At 60.5% G+C, this 17,606-nt stretch carries 15 protein-coding genes; 10 read left to right on the top strand and 5 right to left on the bottom strand.

Translation table 11 applies throughout. From position 1 onward, the window contains the following. Window positions 1-70: 70 nt before the first annotated feature. Window positions 71-1,531 (bottom strand): anthranilate synthase component I, encoded by a 1,461-nt coding sequence (gene trpE / locus JNJ45_01005; GenBank protein MBL8047235.1) that lies wholly within the window; start codon window positions 1,529-1,531, stop codon window positions 71-73. A 35-nt stretch (window positions 1,532-1,566) separates the two neighbouring features. On the opposite strand from trpE, the gene JNJ45_01000 reads away from it, so the two are divergent. The 3 genes from JNJ45_01000 to JNJ45_00990 all read left to right on the top strand — a co-directional run bounded on the left by JNJ45_01000 (window position 1,567) and on the right by JNJ45_00990 (window position 3,583). Then, entirely contained in the window at window positions 1,567-2,214 is a 648-nt protein-coding gene (locus JNJ45_01000; protein ID MBL8047234.1) for a YggS family pyridoxal phosphate-dependent enzyme, read from the top strand. 24 nt (window positions 2,215-2,238) lie between these two features. Continuing rightward, window positions 2,239-2,667 (top strand): cell division protein SepF, encoded by a 429-nt coding sequence (locus JNJ45_00995; protein MBL8047233.1) that lies wholly within the window; start codon window positions 2,239-2,241, stop codon window positions 2,665-2,667. 88 nt (window positions 2,668-2,755) lie between these two features. Further along, a complete protein-coding gene (locus JNJ45_00990) occupies window positions 2,756-3,583 on the top strand; it encodes a PIG-L family deacetylase (protein MBL8047232.1) in 828 nt (275 codons plus the stop codon). Window positions 3,584-3,586: 3 nt separating this feature from the next. Here JNJ45_00990 and JNJ45_00985 read toward each other — a convergent pair whose 3' ends face one another. Continuing rightward, a complete protein-coding gene (locus JNJ45_00985) occupies window positions 3,587-5,191 on the bottom strand; it encodes a methylcrotonoyl-CoA carboxylase (protein MBL8047231.1) in 1,605 nt (534 codons plus the stop codon). Between the two features lie 47 nt (window positions 5,192-5,238). Here JNJ45_00985 and JNJ45_00980 point away from each other — a divergent pair, with 47 nt between their 5' ends. Together JNJ45_00980 and JNJ45_00975 are read left to right on the top strand one after the other, a co-directional pair. Beyond that, window positions 5,239-5,706 (top strand): hypothetical protein, encoded by a 468-nt coding sequence (locus JNJ45_00980; protein MBL8047230.1) that lies wholly within the window; start codon window positions 5,239-5,241, stop codon window positions 5,704-5,706. Beyond that, window positions 5,703-6,296 (top strand): DUF1211 domain-containing protein, encoded by a 594-nt coding sequence (locus JNJ45_00975; protein ID MBL8047229.1) that lies wholly within the window; start codon window positions 5,703-5,705, stop codon window positions 6,294-6,296. Before JNJ45_00980 ends, JNJ45_00975 begins: the two co-directional genes overlap by 4 nt. On the opposite strand, the gene hrcA is transcribed toward JNJ45_00975, so the two are convergent. Further along, window positions 6,293-7,297 carry a heat-inducible transcription repressor HrcA gene (gene hrcA, locus JNJ45_00970; protein MBL8047228.1) on the bottom strand — a complete coding sequence of 335 codons (1,005 nt, stop codon included), beginning with the start codon at window positions 7,295-7,297 and terminating at the stop codon, window positions 6,293-6,295. The two genes, JNJ45_00975 and hrcA, sit on opposite strands and share 4 nt — an antisense overlap. Window positions 7,298-7,440: 143 nt before the next feature. Here hrcA and JNJ45_00965 point away from each other — a divergent pair, with 143 nt between their 5' ends. From JNJ45_00965 to glnA, 3 genes are all read left to right on the top strand, one after another. After that, window positions 7,441-8,412, top strand: a complete 972-nt coding sequence (locus tag JNJ45_00965; protein MBL8047227.1) for a hypothetical protein — start codon at window positions 7,441-7,443, stop codon at window positions 8,410-8,412. A 48-nt stretch (window positions 8,413-8,460) separates the two neighbouring features. Further along, entirely contained in the window at window positions 8,461-9,558 is a 1,098-nt protein-coding gene (carA, locus tag JNJ45_00960; GenBank protein ID MBL8047226.1) for a glutamine-hydrolyzing carbamoyl-phosphate synthase small subunit, read from the top strand. A gap of 105 nt (window positions 9,559-9,663) precedes the next feature. Next, a complete protein-coding gene (gene glnA / locus JNJ45_00955) occupies window positions 9,664-11,073 on the top strand; it encodes a type I glutamate--ammonia ligase (protein ID MBL8047225.1) in 1,410 nt (469 codons plus the stop codon). Between the two features lie 773 nt (window positions 11,074-11,846). Here glnA and alr read toward each other — a convergent pair. Both alr and JNJ45_00945 read right to left on the bottom strand, forming a co-directional pair. After that, entirely contained in the window at window positions 11,847-12,956 is a 1,110-nt protein-coding gene (gene alr, locus JNJ45_00950; protein MBL8047224.1) for an alanine racemase, read from the bottom strand. 13 nt (window positions 12,957-12,969) lie between these two features. Beyond that, window positions 12,970-13,992: a quinone-dependent dihydroorotate dehydrogenase gene (locus JNJ45_00945; protein MBL8047223.1), complete on the bottom strand. Its 1,023-nt coding sequence runs from the start codon at window positions 13,990-13,992 to the stop codon at window positions 12,970-12,972. Between the two features lie 39 nt (window positions 13,993-14,031). Here JNJ45_00945 and JNJ45_00940 point away from each other — a divergent pair, with 39 nt between their 5' ends. Next, window positions 14,032-15,006, top strand: a complete 975-nt coding sequence (locus tag JNJ45_00940; GenBank protein ID MBL8047222.1) for a DUF2330 domain-containing protein — start codon at window positions 14,032-14,034, stop codon at window positions 15,004-15,006. Window positions 15,007-15,097: 91 nt separating this feature from the next. Further along, window positions 15,098-17,605: a S8 family serine peptidase gene (locus tag JNJ45_00935; protein MBL8047221.1), complete on the top strand. Its 2,508-nt coding sequence runs from the start codon at window positions 15,098-15,100 to the stop codon at window positions 17,603-17,605. Window position 17,606: the final 1 nt, after the last annotated feature.

Below are 17,606 nucleotides of genomic sequence, written 5' to 3'. Positions count from 1 at the left end.
GGTTGATGAGGAAGAACTATGAGCTTCTGATAAGGACAACAAGGCGGCTGCGGAAACAGTTCCCGACGCGCTAACTTTTTTGTAAACCGGCCTGCGCCAGTTCAATTGCGCGCAGCGATGCGCGGGCTTTGTTGAGGGTTTCCTCATACTCCTTAGTCGGGTCGGAATCGTAAACCACGCCCGCGCCCGCTTGCACGTAGGCGTATCCGTCCTTGATCACGATTGTCCGCAGAATGATCGCGAGGTCCACCTCGCCTGAGCGCGAGAACACGCCCGCCGCGCCCGCGTAGAGGCCGCGCCGATTCGGCTCCAACTCATCGATAATCTGCATGGCGCGCACCTTGGGCGCGCCCGAAACCGTGCCCGCCGGGAACGTCGCGCGCACAAGATCGAATGCGTCGAGCCCCGGTTGCAATTGCCCCCGGACGTCGCTGACGATGTGCATCACGTGGCTGTACCGCTCGATGACCATGAGGTCGTGCGGACGCACCGTCCCGGGCACGCACACTCGGCCCAGGTCGTTCCGGCCCAGGTCAATGAGCATCACGTGCTCGGCGCGCTCTTTTTCGTCGGCGAGAAGTTCTTCGGCCAGGCGATCATCTTCGGCTTCGCTCGCCCCTCGCCACCGCGTCCCGGCGATGGGCCGTACTCGAGCTTCGTCGCCGTTGAGACTCACCAAGATTTCGGGCGACGCTCCGACCAGGTCGAAGTCGCCAAACCGCATGAGGAACATGTACGGCGAGGGATTGAGGCTACGGAGCGCGCGATAGGCCGTGAGCGGGTGAGCATCCAGCTTTGTCCGCAAGCGCTGGCTGGGCACCATTTGCACGCCGTCGCCCGCGGCAATGTACTCCTTGATCGTGCGGACCGCGGCCTCAAAGTCGGCCTGCTGCACGTTGCTTTCGACCGGATGCGAGGGGTAGCGACCCTCCGGCAGCGGCGGCAACGGTTGCGCGAGCTTGGCTTCGATGCTCTGAATCTGGGCCGTGGCTGTCTCGTAGCCCTCGGCGGTAGGGTCGGCCAGCACGATCACGCGGATGAGGTTCTTGGCGTGATCGAACACCACCACCTGCGAGGTGAGCATCATCGCGAGATCGTCAAGATTGAGATCGTCGGTCGGGCCGGGGCCAAGGTCTTCCAGGTACCGCACAAAGTCGTAGCTGAGCACACCCACCGCACCACCGACAAACTTGGGCAGACCCGGCACATGCTCCACGCTCTCGCCGAGATGCTGCTTCAGAAAGTGCAACGGGTCCTGACCCTCGGGGAGGGTCTCCGATGACCCGCCTTCGATGCGGGCCTGACCGCCGCGCACTCGCGCCACGGCCTTCGGCGCGACGCCGATCATGGAGTAGCGGCTCACCTGTTCGCCGCCGGTGACCGATTCCAAAAGGAAGCTGTGGGTCTCGCCCTGCGCCAGTTTCCAATACACGCTGAGCGGCGTTTCGACATCGGCGAGAAGGTCCTGAACCAGCGGAATCGGCTTGCCCGCCGCGGCTAAGCGGAGAAAGTTTTCGCGGTCCAAGTTCACCGCCTCATTATGGCGAACGCGTCACAATAGCCGACATGAGCATCGCCGCCCGCCTTCGCGCCACGCACGAACGGATGGCGGCAGCCTGCGAGTCGGTGGGCCGGGACCCCGCAGATGTCACGCTCATCGCGGTGAGCAAGACGTTTCCGGTGGCCGCCATCCAAGCGGCGTACGACGCGGGCCATCGCGATTTTGGCGAGAGTCGCTGGCAGGAGCTAGAGCCCAAGGCGGCGCAGCTTCCCGCCGATATCCGATGGCACTTTATCGGCAAGGCGCAAAGCAACAAGATTCGCCGAATTGCCGAGGTCTGTACGCTGATCCACTCGCTGGAGAGCGAGTCCCAAATCTTAGAATTATCCAAGCGCGACGAGCCGACTAACGTGCTTTTGCAGGTGAATATCGCTCAAGAGCCACAAAAAAGTGGAATTTTTCCCGAGGCCCTTGACACCGTTATAAATACCGTGCTAACTTACGATCACGTTCGGCTAAGAGGGCTGATGACCATCGGACCCGCTCAAGCAGAACCGGAGCAGATGAGGAACCACTTTCGCAAGATGCGAAAACTCCTTGAACAGTGCCCGGGAAAGTGGTTGAGTTTGGGAATGAGTGGAGACTACGAGATGGCGATCCAGGAAGGATCTACACACATCCGAGTCGGTTCAGCAATCTTCGGCGATCGTTAGGGTCTAAGGAAGGACATGGCAATCATGGAAGAACGCGCATACGTCATCGACGAAGAAGAGGAACGTACAGGATTTTTCTCTAAATTCTCATCATTTTTTAACCGCGGTTCCGTCGTAGAAGATATCGAGGAAAACGACGTGCCTCACACCGCTCCCCGACTTCGCATCACCGAAGCACCGCAATACACCGTTGTGGTTCGTCGCCAAGTCGTGTCGTTTAACGATGCCGTGGCCGCGGCGGACGGACTGAAGCAAGGTCGCCAACAGATTCTCAATCTGTGTGCCGCCGATGCCCCCACCCGCGAAAAGATCAAGGACTTTATGGCCGGCGTGAACTACGCCCAAGAAGGCCACTGGGAAGAAGTCGGGGAGAACATTTACCTTCTCGCTCCGCGCTTCGCCCAAGTCGACTGCGTGCCGGCAACTCCGCGCATGCAAGCAAAGCTTAACTGACCTCTCCTCTCGAACAAAAAGCAACAGCACAGATGAAGTTCCCCATCCGCAAGGGTGGGGATTTTTTTGGATCGCGTAGTATGAGTTGATGGACGCCCCCTTGCCCACCGAAAAGCACTTGAAACGCCGCAAGTTATGGCGGCGGTTGGGCATGCTGTTAGGCGGAATTCTCTTGGGCCTTTACGGCGCGTTTTTGTGGCAACCCTACGAGTTTGACTTGATCAAGCGCAAACTCCCGGCGAACAATCCGCCGGTCTCGCCGGATGTCGATCGCTTGTTTGCTAAGGACACTAAGGTGCTGCTGATTACGGCTCACCCCGACGACTCGGAATACTACATCGGGAGTTTCCTCACCAAACTCGGCGAGACGGCCAAGATTCACCAGGTCATCATTTCCGACGGCGATAAGGGTTACTACGGCCCGCTGACCAACGCCGCGGAGAATCGTGTAACCCGCCGCCTCGAAGCGCAGAACGCCAGCAAAGCCTGGCGTGGGCAAGGAGTGGAATTCCTGGGCCGGCCCGATGCTCGCATCACGGTGGACGACGCCACCATCGCCGCGGTGAAGCAGGCGATTGAGCGACTGCAGCCGGACTACATCCTTGCGTTTGACTCGGATTACCCACCGCGCCTGAGCCACCGCGATCACCGTCGGGCGGGCGTGATTTCCATGGCCGCGGCCCGAGCGACGGGCCGTCCGATGTGGTGCCTGCTGTTCAGCACGATGGCACCCAACTACGGGTTCGACTCCAGCGAGTTGTGGCCGCAAAAGCAAAAGCTGCTGGCGATCCATGCCAGTCAATTCGGCACGAAATTGGATCGCATCGTCCAGTCGGTCGGCGATCAGGGCCGCAGCACCGGCAAACGATTCGGCGTGGCGATGGCCGAAGGCTTTCGCTGCGTCCAGCTGAAGTAGCCGCTACATCCGGTACATGCTGAATCCCGCTTCGGGAATCTCGAGATTTTGCGCGGCTTCGATGCCCATGGCCAACACGCGGCGCGTATCCACGGGGTCGATAATGCCGTCGTCCCACAGGCGCGCCGTCGCAAAGTAAGCGCTCGATTCGTCCTCGTACTTCTTGAGCGTCGGAGCGCGGAACTCGGCTTGTTGGTCGGGCGACATACTCTCGCCCTTGGCTTCCATTTGATCCATTTTCACCGTCAGCAACACGTTGGCCGCCTGCTCGCCGCCCATCACGCTGATGCGCCCGTTAGGCCACATCCAGAGTTGGCGAGGCTGATATGCCCGCCCACACATCCCGTAGTTCCCCGCTCCGTACGACCCGTTGATGATGACCGTGAACTTCGGCACATTGGCCGTTGAGACCGCCGTCACCAGCTTCGCGCCGTGCTTGGCAATGCCTTCGTTCTCGTACTTTTTGCCGACCATAAACCCGGTGATGTTCTGCAAAAACACAATCGGGATGCGGCGTTGGCAGCAAAGCTCGATGAAGTGCGCGCCCTTCTGCGCGGACTCGCTGAAGAGGATTCCGTCGTTCGCCAACACGCCCGCAAGGTGGCCATGAAACCGGGCGAAACCGCAGATGAGCGTCTTGCCGTAGTTGGCCTTGAACTCCTGAAACTTGCTGCCATCCACAACCCGAGCCAGCACCTCGCGCATCTGCATCGGGTGCTTGCTGTCGCTCGGCACGAGGCTGTAGAGGTCCTCGACCGGAAACATCGGGTCTTCCGCCGGATAAGGCTCGCGCGCGTCGCGCTTTTCGCCGAGCGTTTCGATGATATTGCGGATGATCTCCAGCGCGTGCTCGTCATCCTCGGCCAGGTGATCGGCCACGCCACTCACTCCGGTGTGAACGACCGCGCCGCCGAGGTCTTCAGCACTCACCACTTCCCCGGTCGCCGCCTTCACCAAGGGCGGTCCGCCCAAAAAGATCGTCCCTTGGCCGCGGACAATAACGGTTTCGTCGCTCATCGCGGGCACATAAGCACCGCCCGCGGTGCACGAGCCCATTACGGCCGCAATCTGCGGAATCTTGCGCGCGGCCATTTGAGCTTGGTTGTAAAAAATCCGGCCGAAGTGGTCGCGGTCGGGAAACACTTCGCTTTGCAACGGCAGAAACGCGCCGCCCGAATCCACCAGGTAGATGCAAGGCAGATGGTTTTCGAGGGCGATTTCCTGGGCGCGAAGGTGCTTCTTCACCGTCATCGGGAAGTAGGTTCCGCCCTTCACGGTGGCGTCGTTGGCCACCACCACGCACTCGCGGCCATGCACCCGGGCGATGCCCGTGACAACCCCGGCGCCCGGCGCGTCCCCGCCGTACATGTCCTCGGCGGCCAAGGTGGAGAACTCCAGGAACGATGCCCCTTCATCAAGAAGCCGCTCGATTCGCTCGCGGGCCGTGAGCTTGCCGCGCTTCTTGTGCTTGGCCAGCGCCTCCTCGCCGCCGCCCGCCATCGCCCGGGCCATCCGTTGCCGATACTCGGCCATGATGGCGTCCATGCGCTCGCGGTTGACACGAAAGTCCTCGTCGTTGAGGTTGACCTGCGAAGAGATCGGTTCCATTACAGCCGAGATTGTACTACCCGCCGACTCGGTGGTAGGCTTTCGGCATGAACCCCCAGGCCGCGTTGCTCTCTTTGTACGAGCGAATATTGCTGACCTTCCCCGCCATGGTCGGGGCGCTTAGCGAGACCACCTACTCGACAAGCCCGGGCGGAGTGGCCCGCGTTCCCCGCGACATCGTGTACGAATGCGCGGCGATTAATCGCCGGGCGTTCACTCGAGTCTGCAAAACCGAGCTTGCGCCTCCGCCCGAGGGTTCGCCGTGGGCCATTGCGCCCGAAGGTTACGGCGACAAGGCCGCCGGCATCGCCGACTTCCGTGCGTCGCTGCAGCCGATGATCGAGCTCATTCGTGCCACCGAAGACTTCGGCGTGGACGTGGAGATTCCGGGGCAGGACAAGCCCGATTCACTCTACGAATATTTGCAGTTCATTGCGGTGCACAACCTCTATCACATGGGCCAATTTGCGGTGTATCAATCGCTGGCCGGCGACAACGAGATGCACTGGGGATGACAAAAACACGCCTCGAGGCCTTTTCCGATGGCGTGCTCGCCATCGTCATCACGATCATGGTGCTGGAGCTCAAGGAGCCCGGCGGGGCCGAACTCAAGGATCTCTCGCACTCCTTGCCGACCCTGTTTTCGTACTTGCTTGGCTTCATTTACGTGGGAATCTATTGGAACAATCACCACCACCTGATGCAAGCGGTGAAGTCGGTGAACGGGCGCGTGCTCTGGGCCAACATGCATCTGCTGTTTTGGCTCAGCCTGTTCCCGTTTATGACCGCCTGGGTCAATGCCGAAGGACTGAACCACCGCGGTCCCGTGATCGCCTACGGAATGGTGTTGCTGATGGCCGGCGTGGCGTACTGGATTCTCACTCATGCCCTGATTTGCCATCACGGACGCGGCTCGGTGCTCCACGAGGCAATTGGCGATGACGTGAAAGGCCGAGTGTCGCTCTTGATCTACGCGGTCGGAATCGGCGCGTCGGTGTGGCAGCCAATCGTGGGGATTGCCCTCTACATTGGCGTCGCGCTCATGTGGCTCGTGCCCGACAGACGACTGGAGCGAGCGCTCCACGACGCGACCGGCAAAGATTAGCGAATCCGGTTGAGCATGTCGCTAATCGCGCGGGCCGTGAACTCGACGTAGCTGAGGTTGCGATTGTAGTTGAGGCGCGTCGGGCCGACCACGGCGACGGTGCCCGCCTCGTCGTCGCCCACGAAAAAACTGCGCCGTATGATGGTGAACGGCTGCAAGCGCTGGTCGGCGTTTTCGCTGCCGATCGTCACCTCGTGCGCCGAGTCGCCGAGCTGCTGATAGAAGCCTTCGTCATCTTGCAGCGCTTGCACGAGCAACGGGAAGAGCCGCTCGTCGCGTTGAAGCTCCGGTTGCCCCATGAGGAACTCGCTGCCCTCAGTGAGAAGCGCGCCCTTGGTGAGGTCTTTGGCGATCGTGCGAATCTGACTCAGAACCGTGGCGAGCGGTCCCACGCCGGGCGCGGCACTCTTAAGGGCCATCACCTCGCGCAGCGTCTTGCCGCTCACGAGTTCGCTCACCAAATGGTTGCATTCGCCAATTTGCTCCAGAGTGGTTCCCGCGGGAAGCTCGACCATGCGGTTTTCGACGTGCCCGTTGCTGAGCATGAGCACCAGCAGCGCCGAGCCCGGGCCAAGCGCGGAGATCACCGCGTGCCGAACTTTGATTTTGGTGTTGCGGCTAATCGTGGCTCCGCTCAGGAGCATCGTCGAGCGGCTCAGCAGGCGAATCGTGTCGCGCAGAACGGTTTGTAGGACGTCACCATCGCGAGTGACCTTGCGCATTTTCGCGTGGTCGTCGGCGCCCACGTCTTGCGGCTGCCGCATGAAATCCACAAAGTAGCGGTACCCGCGGTCGCTGGGAATGCGGCCCGCGCTGGTGTGGGGTTTGGCCAGATAACCCAACTCGCTGAGGTCGGCAAACTCATTGCGGACCGTGGCCGAGCTCACGTTCAGGTTGTACTTGTTCAGCACCGTCTCGCTCGCCACTGGTTCGGTTGAATCGATGTACTCCACCACAACCGCGCCGAGGATCATCTTCTTTCGGGGGCTAAGCTCGTCCATCGCTACTATTCTAACGTAGCAAGTTGCTCGCCAGTGCGAACACTTCCTTGGCTTGCGTCCGTCGAAATGGTATGAAGCTGCTCTCCGCTTCGGCGTTTCTAGTCTTGTTGGGCTCCGTGGGTTTCGCGCAAACGCCACCGCCAATGCCAATTTGGGCGCGAGTTCCTTCGGCAAGCGGATCGTTTATCGTTCGGCTCCCGCAACTCGTTGTTTCCGAAGCCGCGAACCTCGATGATATCCAGACAGACCTGGCGAGCATCCGCACGCTTAGCGGAAAGCAGTACGCCTACGACTTGCTTACGGGCCAACAGACCGAGATTCCTCCCGATTTCTATCTCATCGGATACTCGCGAAATTCCAAAACGCTTTTCCTTTACGACCGTGAAATGAACTACTATTCGCGGGCCTGGTCGGCAAGTGCCGCCGCTAAGTTGGCTCCCCCCGCCGACATGCCCGATAATCAGACTCAGTTCTTGATGAGCGAAGACCAGCTGATCGCCCAATCGTTTAAGAAACAAACCGCCCGCGCTTGGAGCCCCTCTGGGTGGGTCAACTACACCATGCCCATGTTGGAGAGGCCAAAGCCGGGCCCTTTAAGCGTGGTTTTCGCACCGGCGTTCGAAGGCGAGAAAAATGACCTTATCGGCAATGTCTTGCAACTCTCGACTTCGCCCGAATCCCCCGGCGCGGTCGTCGCGAGCGGCGTGATCTCGGCCATGATTTCCAGTGATGGAAAGCGACTGATCTACATGTCGCAAGCCCACGTGTTTAGCTGCGATATCAATCGACTTACGCCTGAAGAAGAAGCTGCGATGGCCAACGCCGCGGCCAAAACCAAGGCGATGTCAGACGCCAAGCAATCCGCGCTTGCCCTCCTGATTTTCCTGAGCGATAACGATGATCTGTTACCGGAGAATTTTCAGCTCAGTCAGGTTGGCCCGTACATCAGGGACCTGTCAATCCTCAATGGCTTCACGTTCACGTACAGGGGACCACGTAATTTCCTAACGATCGAAAATCCGGCGGAGACCGAACTAGGCTTTATGCCCGGCCCCGGTGGCCGCGCAGTGGCATTCGCAGACGGGCACGTGAAGTGGTTCCCCGACAAGAAGTAGCGCGCCCGGTTTCGCAACCTTAAGGGGGTCTGGTATCCTGACTCTCCGGTGAAGGCGTACTTGGTGCTGGGCACGGGCGAGGTCTTTGAAGGGGTTTCCTTCGGCGGCCAGCAAGAAACCGTTGGCGAGGTCGTGTTCAACACCGGCATGACCGGCTACCAAGAAATCCTCACCGACCCTAGCTACGCCGGGCAAATCGTCAACTTCACCTACCCGCTCATCGGCAACTACGGCATCAACGAAGACGACTTCGAATCCGATCGTCTGCAGCCGAGCGGGGTTATCGTCCGCGAAATCTGCGAGCAACCCAGCAACTGGCGCTCGAACAAAAGTATGAGCACGCTCATGGCGGAGCGCAATCTCACCGGCATCGCTGGCATTGATACCCGCGCCATCACTTTGGCCATCCGCGAGCGCGGCGCTACCATGGGCATGATCACGCCGGAGCCCGAAGGCGCGGTGGCTCGATTGCAAGGCGCACAGGCTTACCAAGACCGCGAGTACGTGCGGACTGTCACCACCAAAGTGCCGTACTCTTGGGGCTCCGTCGGACGAGAGAGCATCAGCGAATGGCAAGAGGGCCCGGCCAAGGCGCGCATCATCGCCATCGACTGCGGCCTTAAATACAACATACTCCGCCGGTTCGCCGCGCTCGGCGTGAAGACCCTCGTGGTTCCTGCGCTCACGCCCGCGGATGAGATTTTGGAGTGGAACCCCGATGCGGTATTGCTCAGCCCCGGCCCGGGCGACCCGGCCCGCCTCAACGACGTCATCGAAACCGTGCGCAGCCTCATCGGTCGCAAACCGCTGTTCGGCATTTGCCTCGGCAATCAGCTGCTATGTCATGCCGTCGGCGGAAGCACCTACAAAATGAAGTTTGGGCACCGTGGCAGTAATCACCCGGTGAAAGACCTCCTTGACGGCACGGTTACGATCACCTCGCAGAACCACGGATTTGCGGTGGACCCCGACTCGCTCGCCGGCACCGGCGCGGAGATCACCCAGGTGAACCTGAACGACGGGACGGTGGAAGGCATTCGGCTGGTCAACGAACGCGCCAGCAGCATCCAATATCACCCCGAGGCCGCGCCCGGACCCTGGGATTCGCGCAAGTATTTTCAGCAATTTATCGACAGCATCGGCTGACGGTGGAAAAGACACAAACTTCCACGTAGTTTCGCGGGTGCCTTTGAGGGATACTGTAATTCCGTAGCTGGATCGCTGGTGCTCTGGTTCAACCACGGAGAAAAAATGACAATAAAAGAAGCTGTGCAGTTCGTGCACGACAACGAAGCTCGTCTCGTCGACATTCGATTCACGGACCTCTTCGGTCAATGGCAGCACTTCACCATCGCGGCGACCGATTTCACTGAAGACACCTTTGAAGAAGGATTGGGCTTCGATGGATCGAGCATCCGCGGGTTCCAAGCGATCAACGAATCGGACATGCTGCTGATTCCGGAAGCCGACACCATCTTCATGGATCCGTTCGCCGAGCACCCCACCGCGGTCATCATCTGCAACATCGAAGACCCGATCACCCGCGAGCCTTACAGCCGCGATCCGCGCTACGTCGCCAAAAAGGCCGAGCAGTATCTGCGCACAACTGGCATCGCCGACACCGCCTTCTTCGGCCCCGAAGCCGAATTCTTCCTGTTCAGCAAGATGCGCTACGCCAACGAATCGCACGGTTCGTTCTTCGAAGTGGACAGCCCCGAAGCCTATTGGAACTCGGGCGAAGAGGACAGCATTGGCTTTACGCACCGCCCGAAGGGTGGCTACTATCCGTGTGCACCGAGCGACAAATACCAAGATGTGCGCAGCGAAATGATGCTCACGCTCCTGGACCTCGGCATCCATACCGAAATGCACCACCACGAGGTCGGCGCGGCCGGCCAAATGGAAATCGACATGCGCTTCGACACGCTGCTCACCATGGCCGATCGGATGCAGATGTACAAGTACGTCATCAAGAACGTGGCCTACAATTACGGCCTCGCAGCGACCTTTATGCCGAAGCCGGTCTTTGGCGATAACGGCTCGGGCATGCACATTCACATGTCGCTTTGGAAGAACGGCGACACGCTGATGTACGACGACGCGGGTTACGGCGGACTCAGCGACACCGCGCGCTGGTATGTGGGCGGCATCCTCAAGCATGCTCCCGCCTTGCTCGCCATCTGCGCGCCGACGACCAACTCGTACCGACGCCTGGTGCCGGGTTACGAAGCGCCGATCAACCTGATGTACTCCAGCCGCAACCGCAGCGCGTGCGTCCGCATTCCGGTGCAGAGCAAATCGCGCAAGGCCAAGCGTATCGAGTTCCGCGCTCCGGACCCCATGGCCAACCCGTACCTGGCGTTTGCCGCGTGCATGATGGCTGGCATTGACGGGATTCAGAACAAGATTGAGCCGCCGAAGCCGATGGACAAGGACCTGTACGAACTGCCCGCCGCCGAGAAGAAGAACATCGCCCAAACCCCGGGTTCGCTTCGACTCACGCTGGACGCGCTGAAGAACGATCACGACTTCCTGCTGAAGGGCGACGTGTTCACCAAGGACCTTATCGAAACCTATATCGAGTACAAGCTCAAGGTCGAGTGCGATGCGATGGACCTGCGTCCGCACCCGTACGAGTTCTATCTCTACAGCGACAACTAAGCGCAAGCTCTTCACAAACCACGAGTTCGGCGGCCAATACCCGCCGAACTTTTCTGTGCCCGCCGTAATTCTAAAAATGTTGCGAACAATCTTTGGCAGTGTTTAGGATTCGGTCCTAACGGGGTCCCGATTCCGGGCCGCAAACCAGGCTTTTGCCCCCCATGGCGGCAAAATAGTCGTCATACAACTCGGAGCTGGAAGGTTTGACACCTCTCCCCGTACAACCCGAAGGCTCCACTTGTTGACCTTGTTATCAGCACATCATGAGGAGCTAATGGCGGCCCTTACCCTCTCCGAGACGTCAGCGGCTCCTTGTGAATTGTTAAGATTTAGACAGAAATTAGGGACGCAATAACGATATTGTGGTACGAGATTAGTGGGCCGGAGTTCCGATTCACTCTCCCCTTAATCGGATTTCGGCTCAAATTGCGCTATTCAGCGCATTTGTGCCAACTTTGACCCCATGCGCTAAAATTTTCAACTAAGATATTCGTTGAATGGGCTAAAACTCAATAGGGCCCGAGGTCGACTCTCTCCCCTTGTTGACCAGGGTCCTACATAAAAAATTGAAGTTGCATCTTGCGAACATTGTTGCAAAGAATGTTAGTGAACATTTCGGAAGATCATAACGTTGTTAAGCGTTAGCCTTTTTTTGTTCGGGCAAGTCCCAAAGTTTTAGAATTCTCTGCCAATTCCCGGTCAAAAAACGGCAATACTGAAAGTGGACCTGATGTTGGCGCTCTCTCCCCTTGCTGACTAGGGTCCGCTTTTTGTTAGCCCGCAGGGTGGATGTACCGGCGCGGCACCCGGCTCATGATACGGGTGATGACCTCGTGCGAATTGGTCTCCAACTGAGCCGCGAGCTCGGGCACCAAGATTGACTTCCCCAAGAGTTCGGCGTCATCGCCGACTTCTGCCGCCACATCGGTGACGTCCACCAGGATCTGGTCCATGCAAACCAGCCCGAGGACCGCGCATCGCGCTCCACCGACCAGCACCGCCCCGGTGTTGCTGAGCCCCCGCGGATAGCCGTCGCCGTAACCAACGCCGAGCGTCGCGATCCGGGTGTTCCGATCGAGTTGCCGCGTGCTGCCGTAGCTCACCCAAGTCCCGGCGGGACGAGTCCGGATTCCCATAATGCGCGCCTTCCAGGTCATCACCGGAACGAGCGGCTGGGCCACTTCCAGCCCGTACGGATTGATGCCGTACGCCGCGATACCGACGCGAACCAGTTGCTGCCGAGCGGCAGGAAATCGAATCGTCCCCGCGCTATTCGCCTCGTGAATCACGCGAAAATGAATGCCCTGCGAGCGGCACACATCGAGCACCGCCTGAAACTTGCGCATCTGCCCCGCCGTACGCTCGGGGTCGTTCGCGGAGTCGGCAAAGTGCGTGCTGATACCCTCCAGGTCGATCCCTTCGGTGCGGCTGATGGCGATCGCGAGGTCACTCGCTTCGACCGGAGTCGCGCCGAACCGGCTAATCCCGGTGTCCACCTTCAAGTGAACGTGCGCCTTGGTGTCCTGGCGGAGGGCCGCCTCGCTGAGGGCGTCCACCACGAGCATGTCTTCCACCTGCACGCGCAAGCGGTAGAACACAGCCTGCTCGGCCTCAATGGGCAAGATCGGGCTAAGCACCAGCAGCGGAGCTTCGATGCCCGCGTCGCGTAGCGCGATGCCTTCTTGCACGGTGGCGACGCAAAGCCAGTCCACCCCGTTTTGAATGGCGAACCGCCCGACTGGCACCAGTCCGTGGCCGTACGCGTCGGCCTTGGCGACCAAGCCGAGTTTGTGGTCGGCCCCAATGGTCTGTCGAATCACCGCCACGTTATGGCGCAGGGCGGCCAAGTCAACTTCCATCCAGGTGCGGGGATACGGCTTCACGAGCGAACCCCTATTATGACTGCGCCAACAGCTCGGACAACGAATTTGCTCCGCGCTGCTTCATCACGTCGAGAATGTCGAGCAGGATTCGGGGACACGTGCCCGGCCCGCCGTACACCCAGCCCGTGTAAAGCTGCACCAGGCTTGCGCCCGCGCCCAGGCGATTCAGCACGTCGGCCGCCGAAAAGATTCCGCCCACGCCGATGATCGGCAGGTCCGTGTGTTGCCGCGCTTGCTCCAAGACTTGCTGGGCGAAGTCACGGAGCGGGCGTCCGCTCAGGCCACCCGCCTCGCCGGGGTCGCGACTCAGCAGGTCGCGGCGAATCGTCGTGTTGCTGAGAATGAGTCCGGCGAACCCCAGCGAGCGCGCGGATTCACAGATTTCCTTGATTTCGGGCGCGTCTAAATCGGGCGCAAGTTTGAGCAAGATCGGTCGCCGGATGTCGCTGGCCGAGTGCATCGCCTCGACGATCGCGCGCAGCACGCCGATGTCTTGCAGCGAGCGCAATCCCGGCGTGTTCGGCGAACTCACATTCACCGTCACGTAGTCGGCGTGCGAGGCCAGGGCCGCGTAACCGCGGGCGTAATCGCTCGGCGCATCCGCCTCGATGGTCGCTTTGTTCTTGCCGAGATTGATGCCCAGCGGCAGTTTGCCGCGACCCGTCGCCAACCGCCGCGCCATCGCCTCCGCGCCCTCGTTGTTGAAGCCAAACCGGTTGATCACTGCCTGCTCTTCGGGAATGCGGAACAAGCGCGGTTGCGGGTTTCCGGGCTGCGCGAGCGGGGTGACGGTGCCGATTTCCACGTGCCCGAATCCGAGCTGGTGCCAATGGTTGACGGCCACCCCGTTCTTGTCCATCCCGGCGGCCAACCCGAGCGGATTCGCAAAGTCGAGACCCAGGACCGAAACCCGCAGCCGCGGGTCCGAAACTAACTTTGTGCGGACCAGCCCCTGCGCTACGGCGGCAAGCCCCATGTTGTGCGCCCGCTCAGCATCGAGGCGAAACAGAACCGGCCGCAAAAGTTTTTCGTACATGGGCGAACTCTAGTATGGGCAAAAGGGGTTACATGAGACATGCGACGGTTTGCGATTCTTGTTTCTTGTGGGTGCGTCGGCGCCTCGGCCTCGGCCTGTTGCGCCGTCGGCACAGTCGCCGACGATATTCGCTTTGCCAATCAGCGGAACATCATCATCTGGGACCCGGCCACCAAAACCGAGCACTTCATTCGCCGTGCAAGGTTCTCAACCGGCGAGTCCGAATTCGGGTTTATCGCGCCGACGCCGACCGTGCCCGAGCTTGGAGAAGCCAAGGAGGAGGCATTCGAAGTGGGGCCGCTGGCCATCAATGCGTACCATGCCGCCTTGAGGAATGCCGAACTGCTTCCGCGAATCAGTTGCTCCAAATCAGAAGATCTTGCGGCTGCGGGCGAGGCGAAAGGCGTTGAGATTCTGCAGGAGCAAGATGTGAGCGGTTACCGCGCGACCACCCTGCGGGCTCGCGATGCCAACGCCTTTCGCAACTGGCTGGCCAAACACAAGTTCGTCACCGACGACTCGATTGAAACCTGGATTCAGTTTTACGTGAAGAAGGATTGGGTGTTCACGGCGTTTATCGTCAAGGGCGACGGCGAAGCCGCGGCGACGATTCCGGTGCGCATGTCTTTTAAGACCGATCGCCCGTTCGCTCCCTTTTACGTCCCCAAGGTAAACCAGTCGGAGGCAGGCGGCGGTCTCGCCGTGCACTTCTATGGCCCGGGAGCCTACAAGTCAAACATCGAGGGCGCGACATACCCGTTGCAAACCAGCTCGATCAACGCGCTTCGCCTCCACACTGGCGTCAGCGACGTGCCCAAGAACCTGGCGCTTACGACGTTCGGAACCGGCGACTTTCCGAGCCGAACGGCGAAGGACGACCTGTACTTCGATCGAAGCGGCGACGCCCCTCGCTGGCCGGTCAACTATAATCCCGCAAAGCCCTACGTGGCCGGTGCGATCGTGGGTCTTGTGGCCTACCGAGCGATCCGCCGACGCCGCACGCCAAAAATTTAGGAACAATCACCGGCCCCCAACTGTCGCAGAGTCATTGATTTTTGAGGCATCTGCCTTATACTTTGCCGGAGAGTTTGAGGAAACGATGGTTTTGAAGAAATTGGTGTTGGTGGCCGCGGCGACGTTGGCCCTGTCCGTGGGGGCGTTGGCCGGGGTTGCCTCGGGGGAGAAGGATCCTGCCGCGCCCCGCTATGCTCCCGGCAAACTGATGGTCAAGTACGCGCCGGGCATGCTGCAACAAGCCCGCGTCAACAATCTGCAGATCGCGCAAGAACTGAGCATCGCGGTGCCCGGCGCGACCTTCCGCAACCAGCTTGGCAAGTCCGACTGGGCGCTTTGGACGTACGACGAGCGGATTGATCCGCTGGTCGCTGCTCGCCTGATGGCGAAGCAAGAAGGCGTCATCTTCTGTGAACCCTCGCATGAGGTCCGCGCGCTGCTCACCACGCCGAACGATGGCGACTGGGGCGCGACTGAGGACGACGAGGAGTGCTACCTCATTCTCGATCCCGACGAACAGTTTGACCCGTTCAATCGCCTGTGGGCACTCGACGATGTGCAGGCCTTCACCGGCTGGACGCACTGGCCCAATCAGTGGTACACCGCGGCCAATAAGCCGCAAGATGCGCCGCTCATCGCCGTCATCGACTCGGGCGCAGACATGAACCACCCCGACTTCATCAACGCGGGCGGTTCGACCTCAAACGTCACCGGCGGCGGGCAGATCAACCACGCGCTTTCGCATCGCTTCCGCTTCGGCACGATTGACACCGCGAATCCCGACCCGGATGACGAAAACGGCCACGGCACCCACGTGCTGGGTACGGCACTCGCGGCGGGCAACAACGGCTCGTTCAACGGTCACGGCCACATCGGCACCGGCTACGGCTGCCAAGGCATGGTGCTCAACGTCATTGAGGGCAACGGCTCCGGCAACGACGCCGACGTCGCGGCGGCGATGTATTACGCGGCCGACCAAGGCGCGGACGTGATCAATCTGAGCCTCGGCACGCAAAGCTTCGCCTACTCGCTGCAAGACGCGGTGACTTACTGCCTGCAAAAAGGCACCCTTGTGGTGGCGGCCTGCAACGAATCCGGTTCGCCAAGCGGCACCTTGCCACCGATCTACCCCGCCGCGTGTTCGGGCGCTTTTGCGGTTACTGCTGCAGGACCTCTGGGCAACGTCCCGACCTCTTATACGACCGCGGGCGAATACTTTGACATGGCCGCTCCGGGTGGAGACCTCGCCGCCGACAGCTACGCCAACTTCCTACTCGTGTTTGTCTGGAGCACGATGCCGCGCGGCGAGTTTGCGCTGCAGAGCCAAACCTATATCCCGACGATCAAGAACGATTACAGCCAGATCATCGGAACGAGCATGGCCACCCCCCACGTCAGCGGCGCGGCAGGCATGTGGCTCGGCAAGGCGGGTCTGCGGCAAACCAGCGGGTTCACCAGCTTCCGCACGATGAACGAGCTGCACCGAACGGCCCTCACCGACACCTTCGCCAACCCGAACGGCACCTGGGATGCGGGTATGGGGTTTGGATTCCTGGATATGGAAGCCTTGCTCGGCGGCAACGCGACCAAGACACCTGTTGGCGGCACCATGGAGGGCATTGTCTACAGCAACGGCATCGCCGCGAGCAACGCCCAAGTTGTCGCTCGAAAGGGCGCGGCCACGATTAGCACCACCGCGGATACGCGCGGCCAGTATCGGTTTGCTCTGCTTCAGCCGGGCACCTGGACGGTGACCGCTACCACCCAAAACGGCACGAAGGTCCGCAAGGTCGAAGTGGTCGCGGGCCAAGAAACTCCGGGCGTGGACTTCCGCGCCGGAACGAGCTACGATACAACTGCCCCGGTACTCGCCCGCCTGCAACTCGCCTCGGCCCCTTCAGCCAGCACGGTGACGCTGCGTCACTGGGCGTTGGACACCGAAACGGGCGTTGACAAGCTGATTGTGCGCATCGGTACCACGCCGGGCGCGAGCAACACCAAGGCCGACACCGAGCTCACCTGGACCGGCGACACATTCGCCGTGACCGGGCTCAGTTTGAGCGCGGGCACCACGTACTATCTGCGCGCCACCTACACCAATGGCGCAAATCTCTCGACCGCGCGGATTATCCCGTTCACCACCGGCGGCACGATGCGCACGGTCAGCGGCACGGTGACCCTGAACAACTGGCTCAAGACGCGAAACCAACGCCTCGGTTGGGCGGAATTCCGCAACCCGACCACGGGCGCGGTGCTCGCCCAACACCCGCTCATCATCGATCGTCTCGGTCGTTACACGATCCAAACGAACCTCGCGGGCAACCTCGATATCGCGATCAAGACCAGTCACTGGCTGAGCAAGCGGCGCAATATCGGCACCACGAGCAATGCGGTGAACCAGAACGTGAGCCTGACCAACGGCGACTGCAATGAAGACAACATCGTGGACATCGCGGACTACTCGATTCTGGCCACGGCGTTCGACTCGCAGCCCGATTCGCCGAACTGGGACGAGCGCGCCGACCTCAATGGCGACGACATCGTAGACATCGCCGACTACAATCTGCTGGCCTCGGCTTTCGACCTGGCCGGAGAATAAG

The organism is Chthonomonas sp. (assembly GCA_016788425.1).
Lineage (GTDB): Bacteria > Armatimonadota > Fimbriimonadia > Fimbriimonadales > Fimbriimonadaceae > JAEURQ01.
Note: the sequence above shows the minus strand (reverse complement) of the source record. Positions and strands in the feature narration are given on the sequence as shown.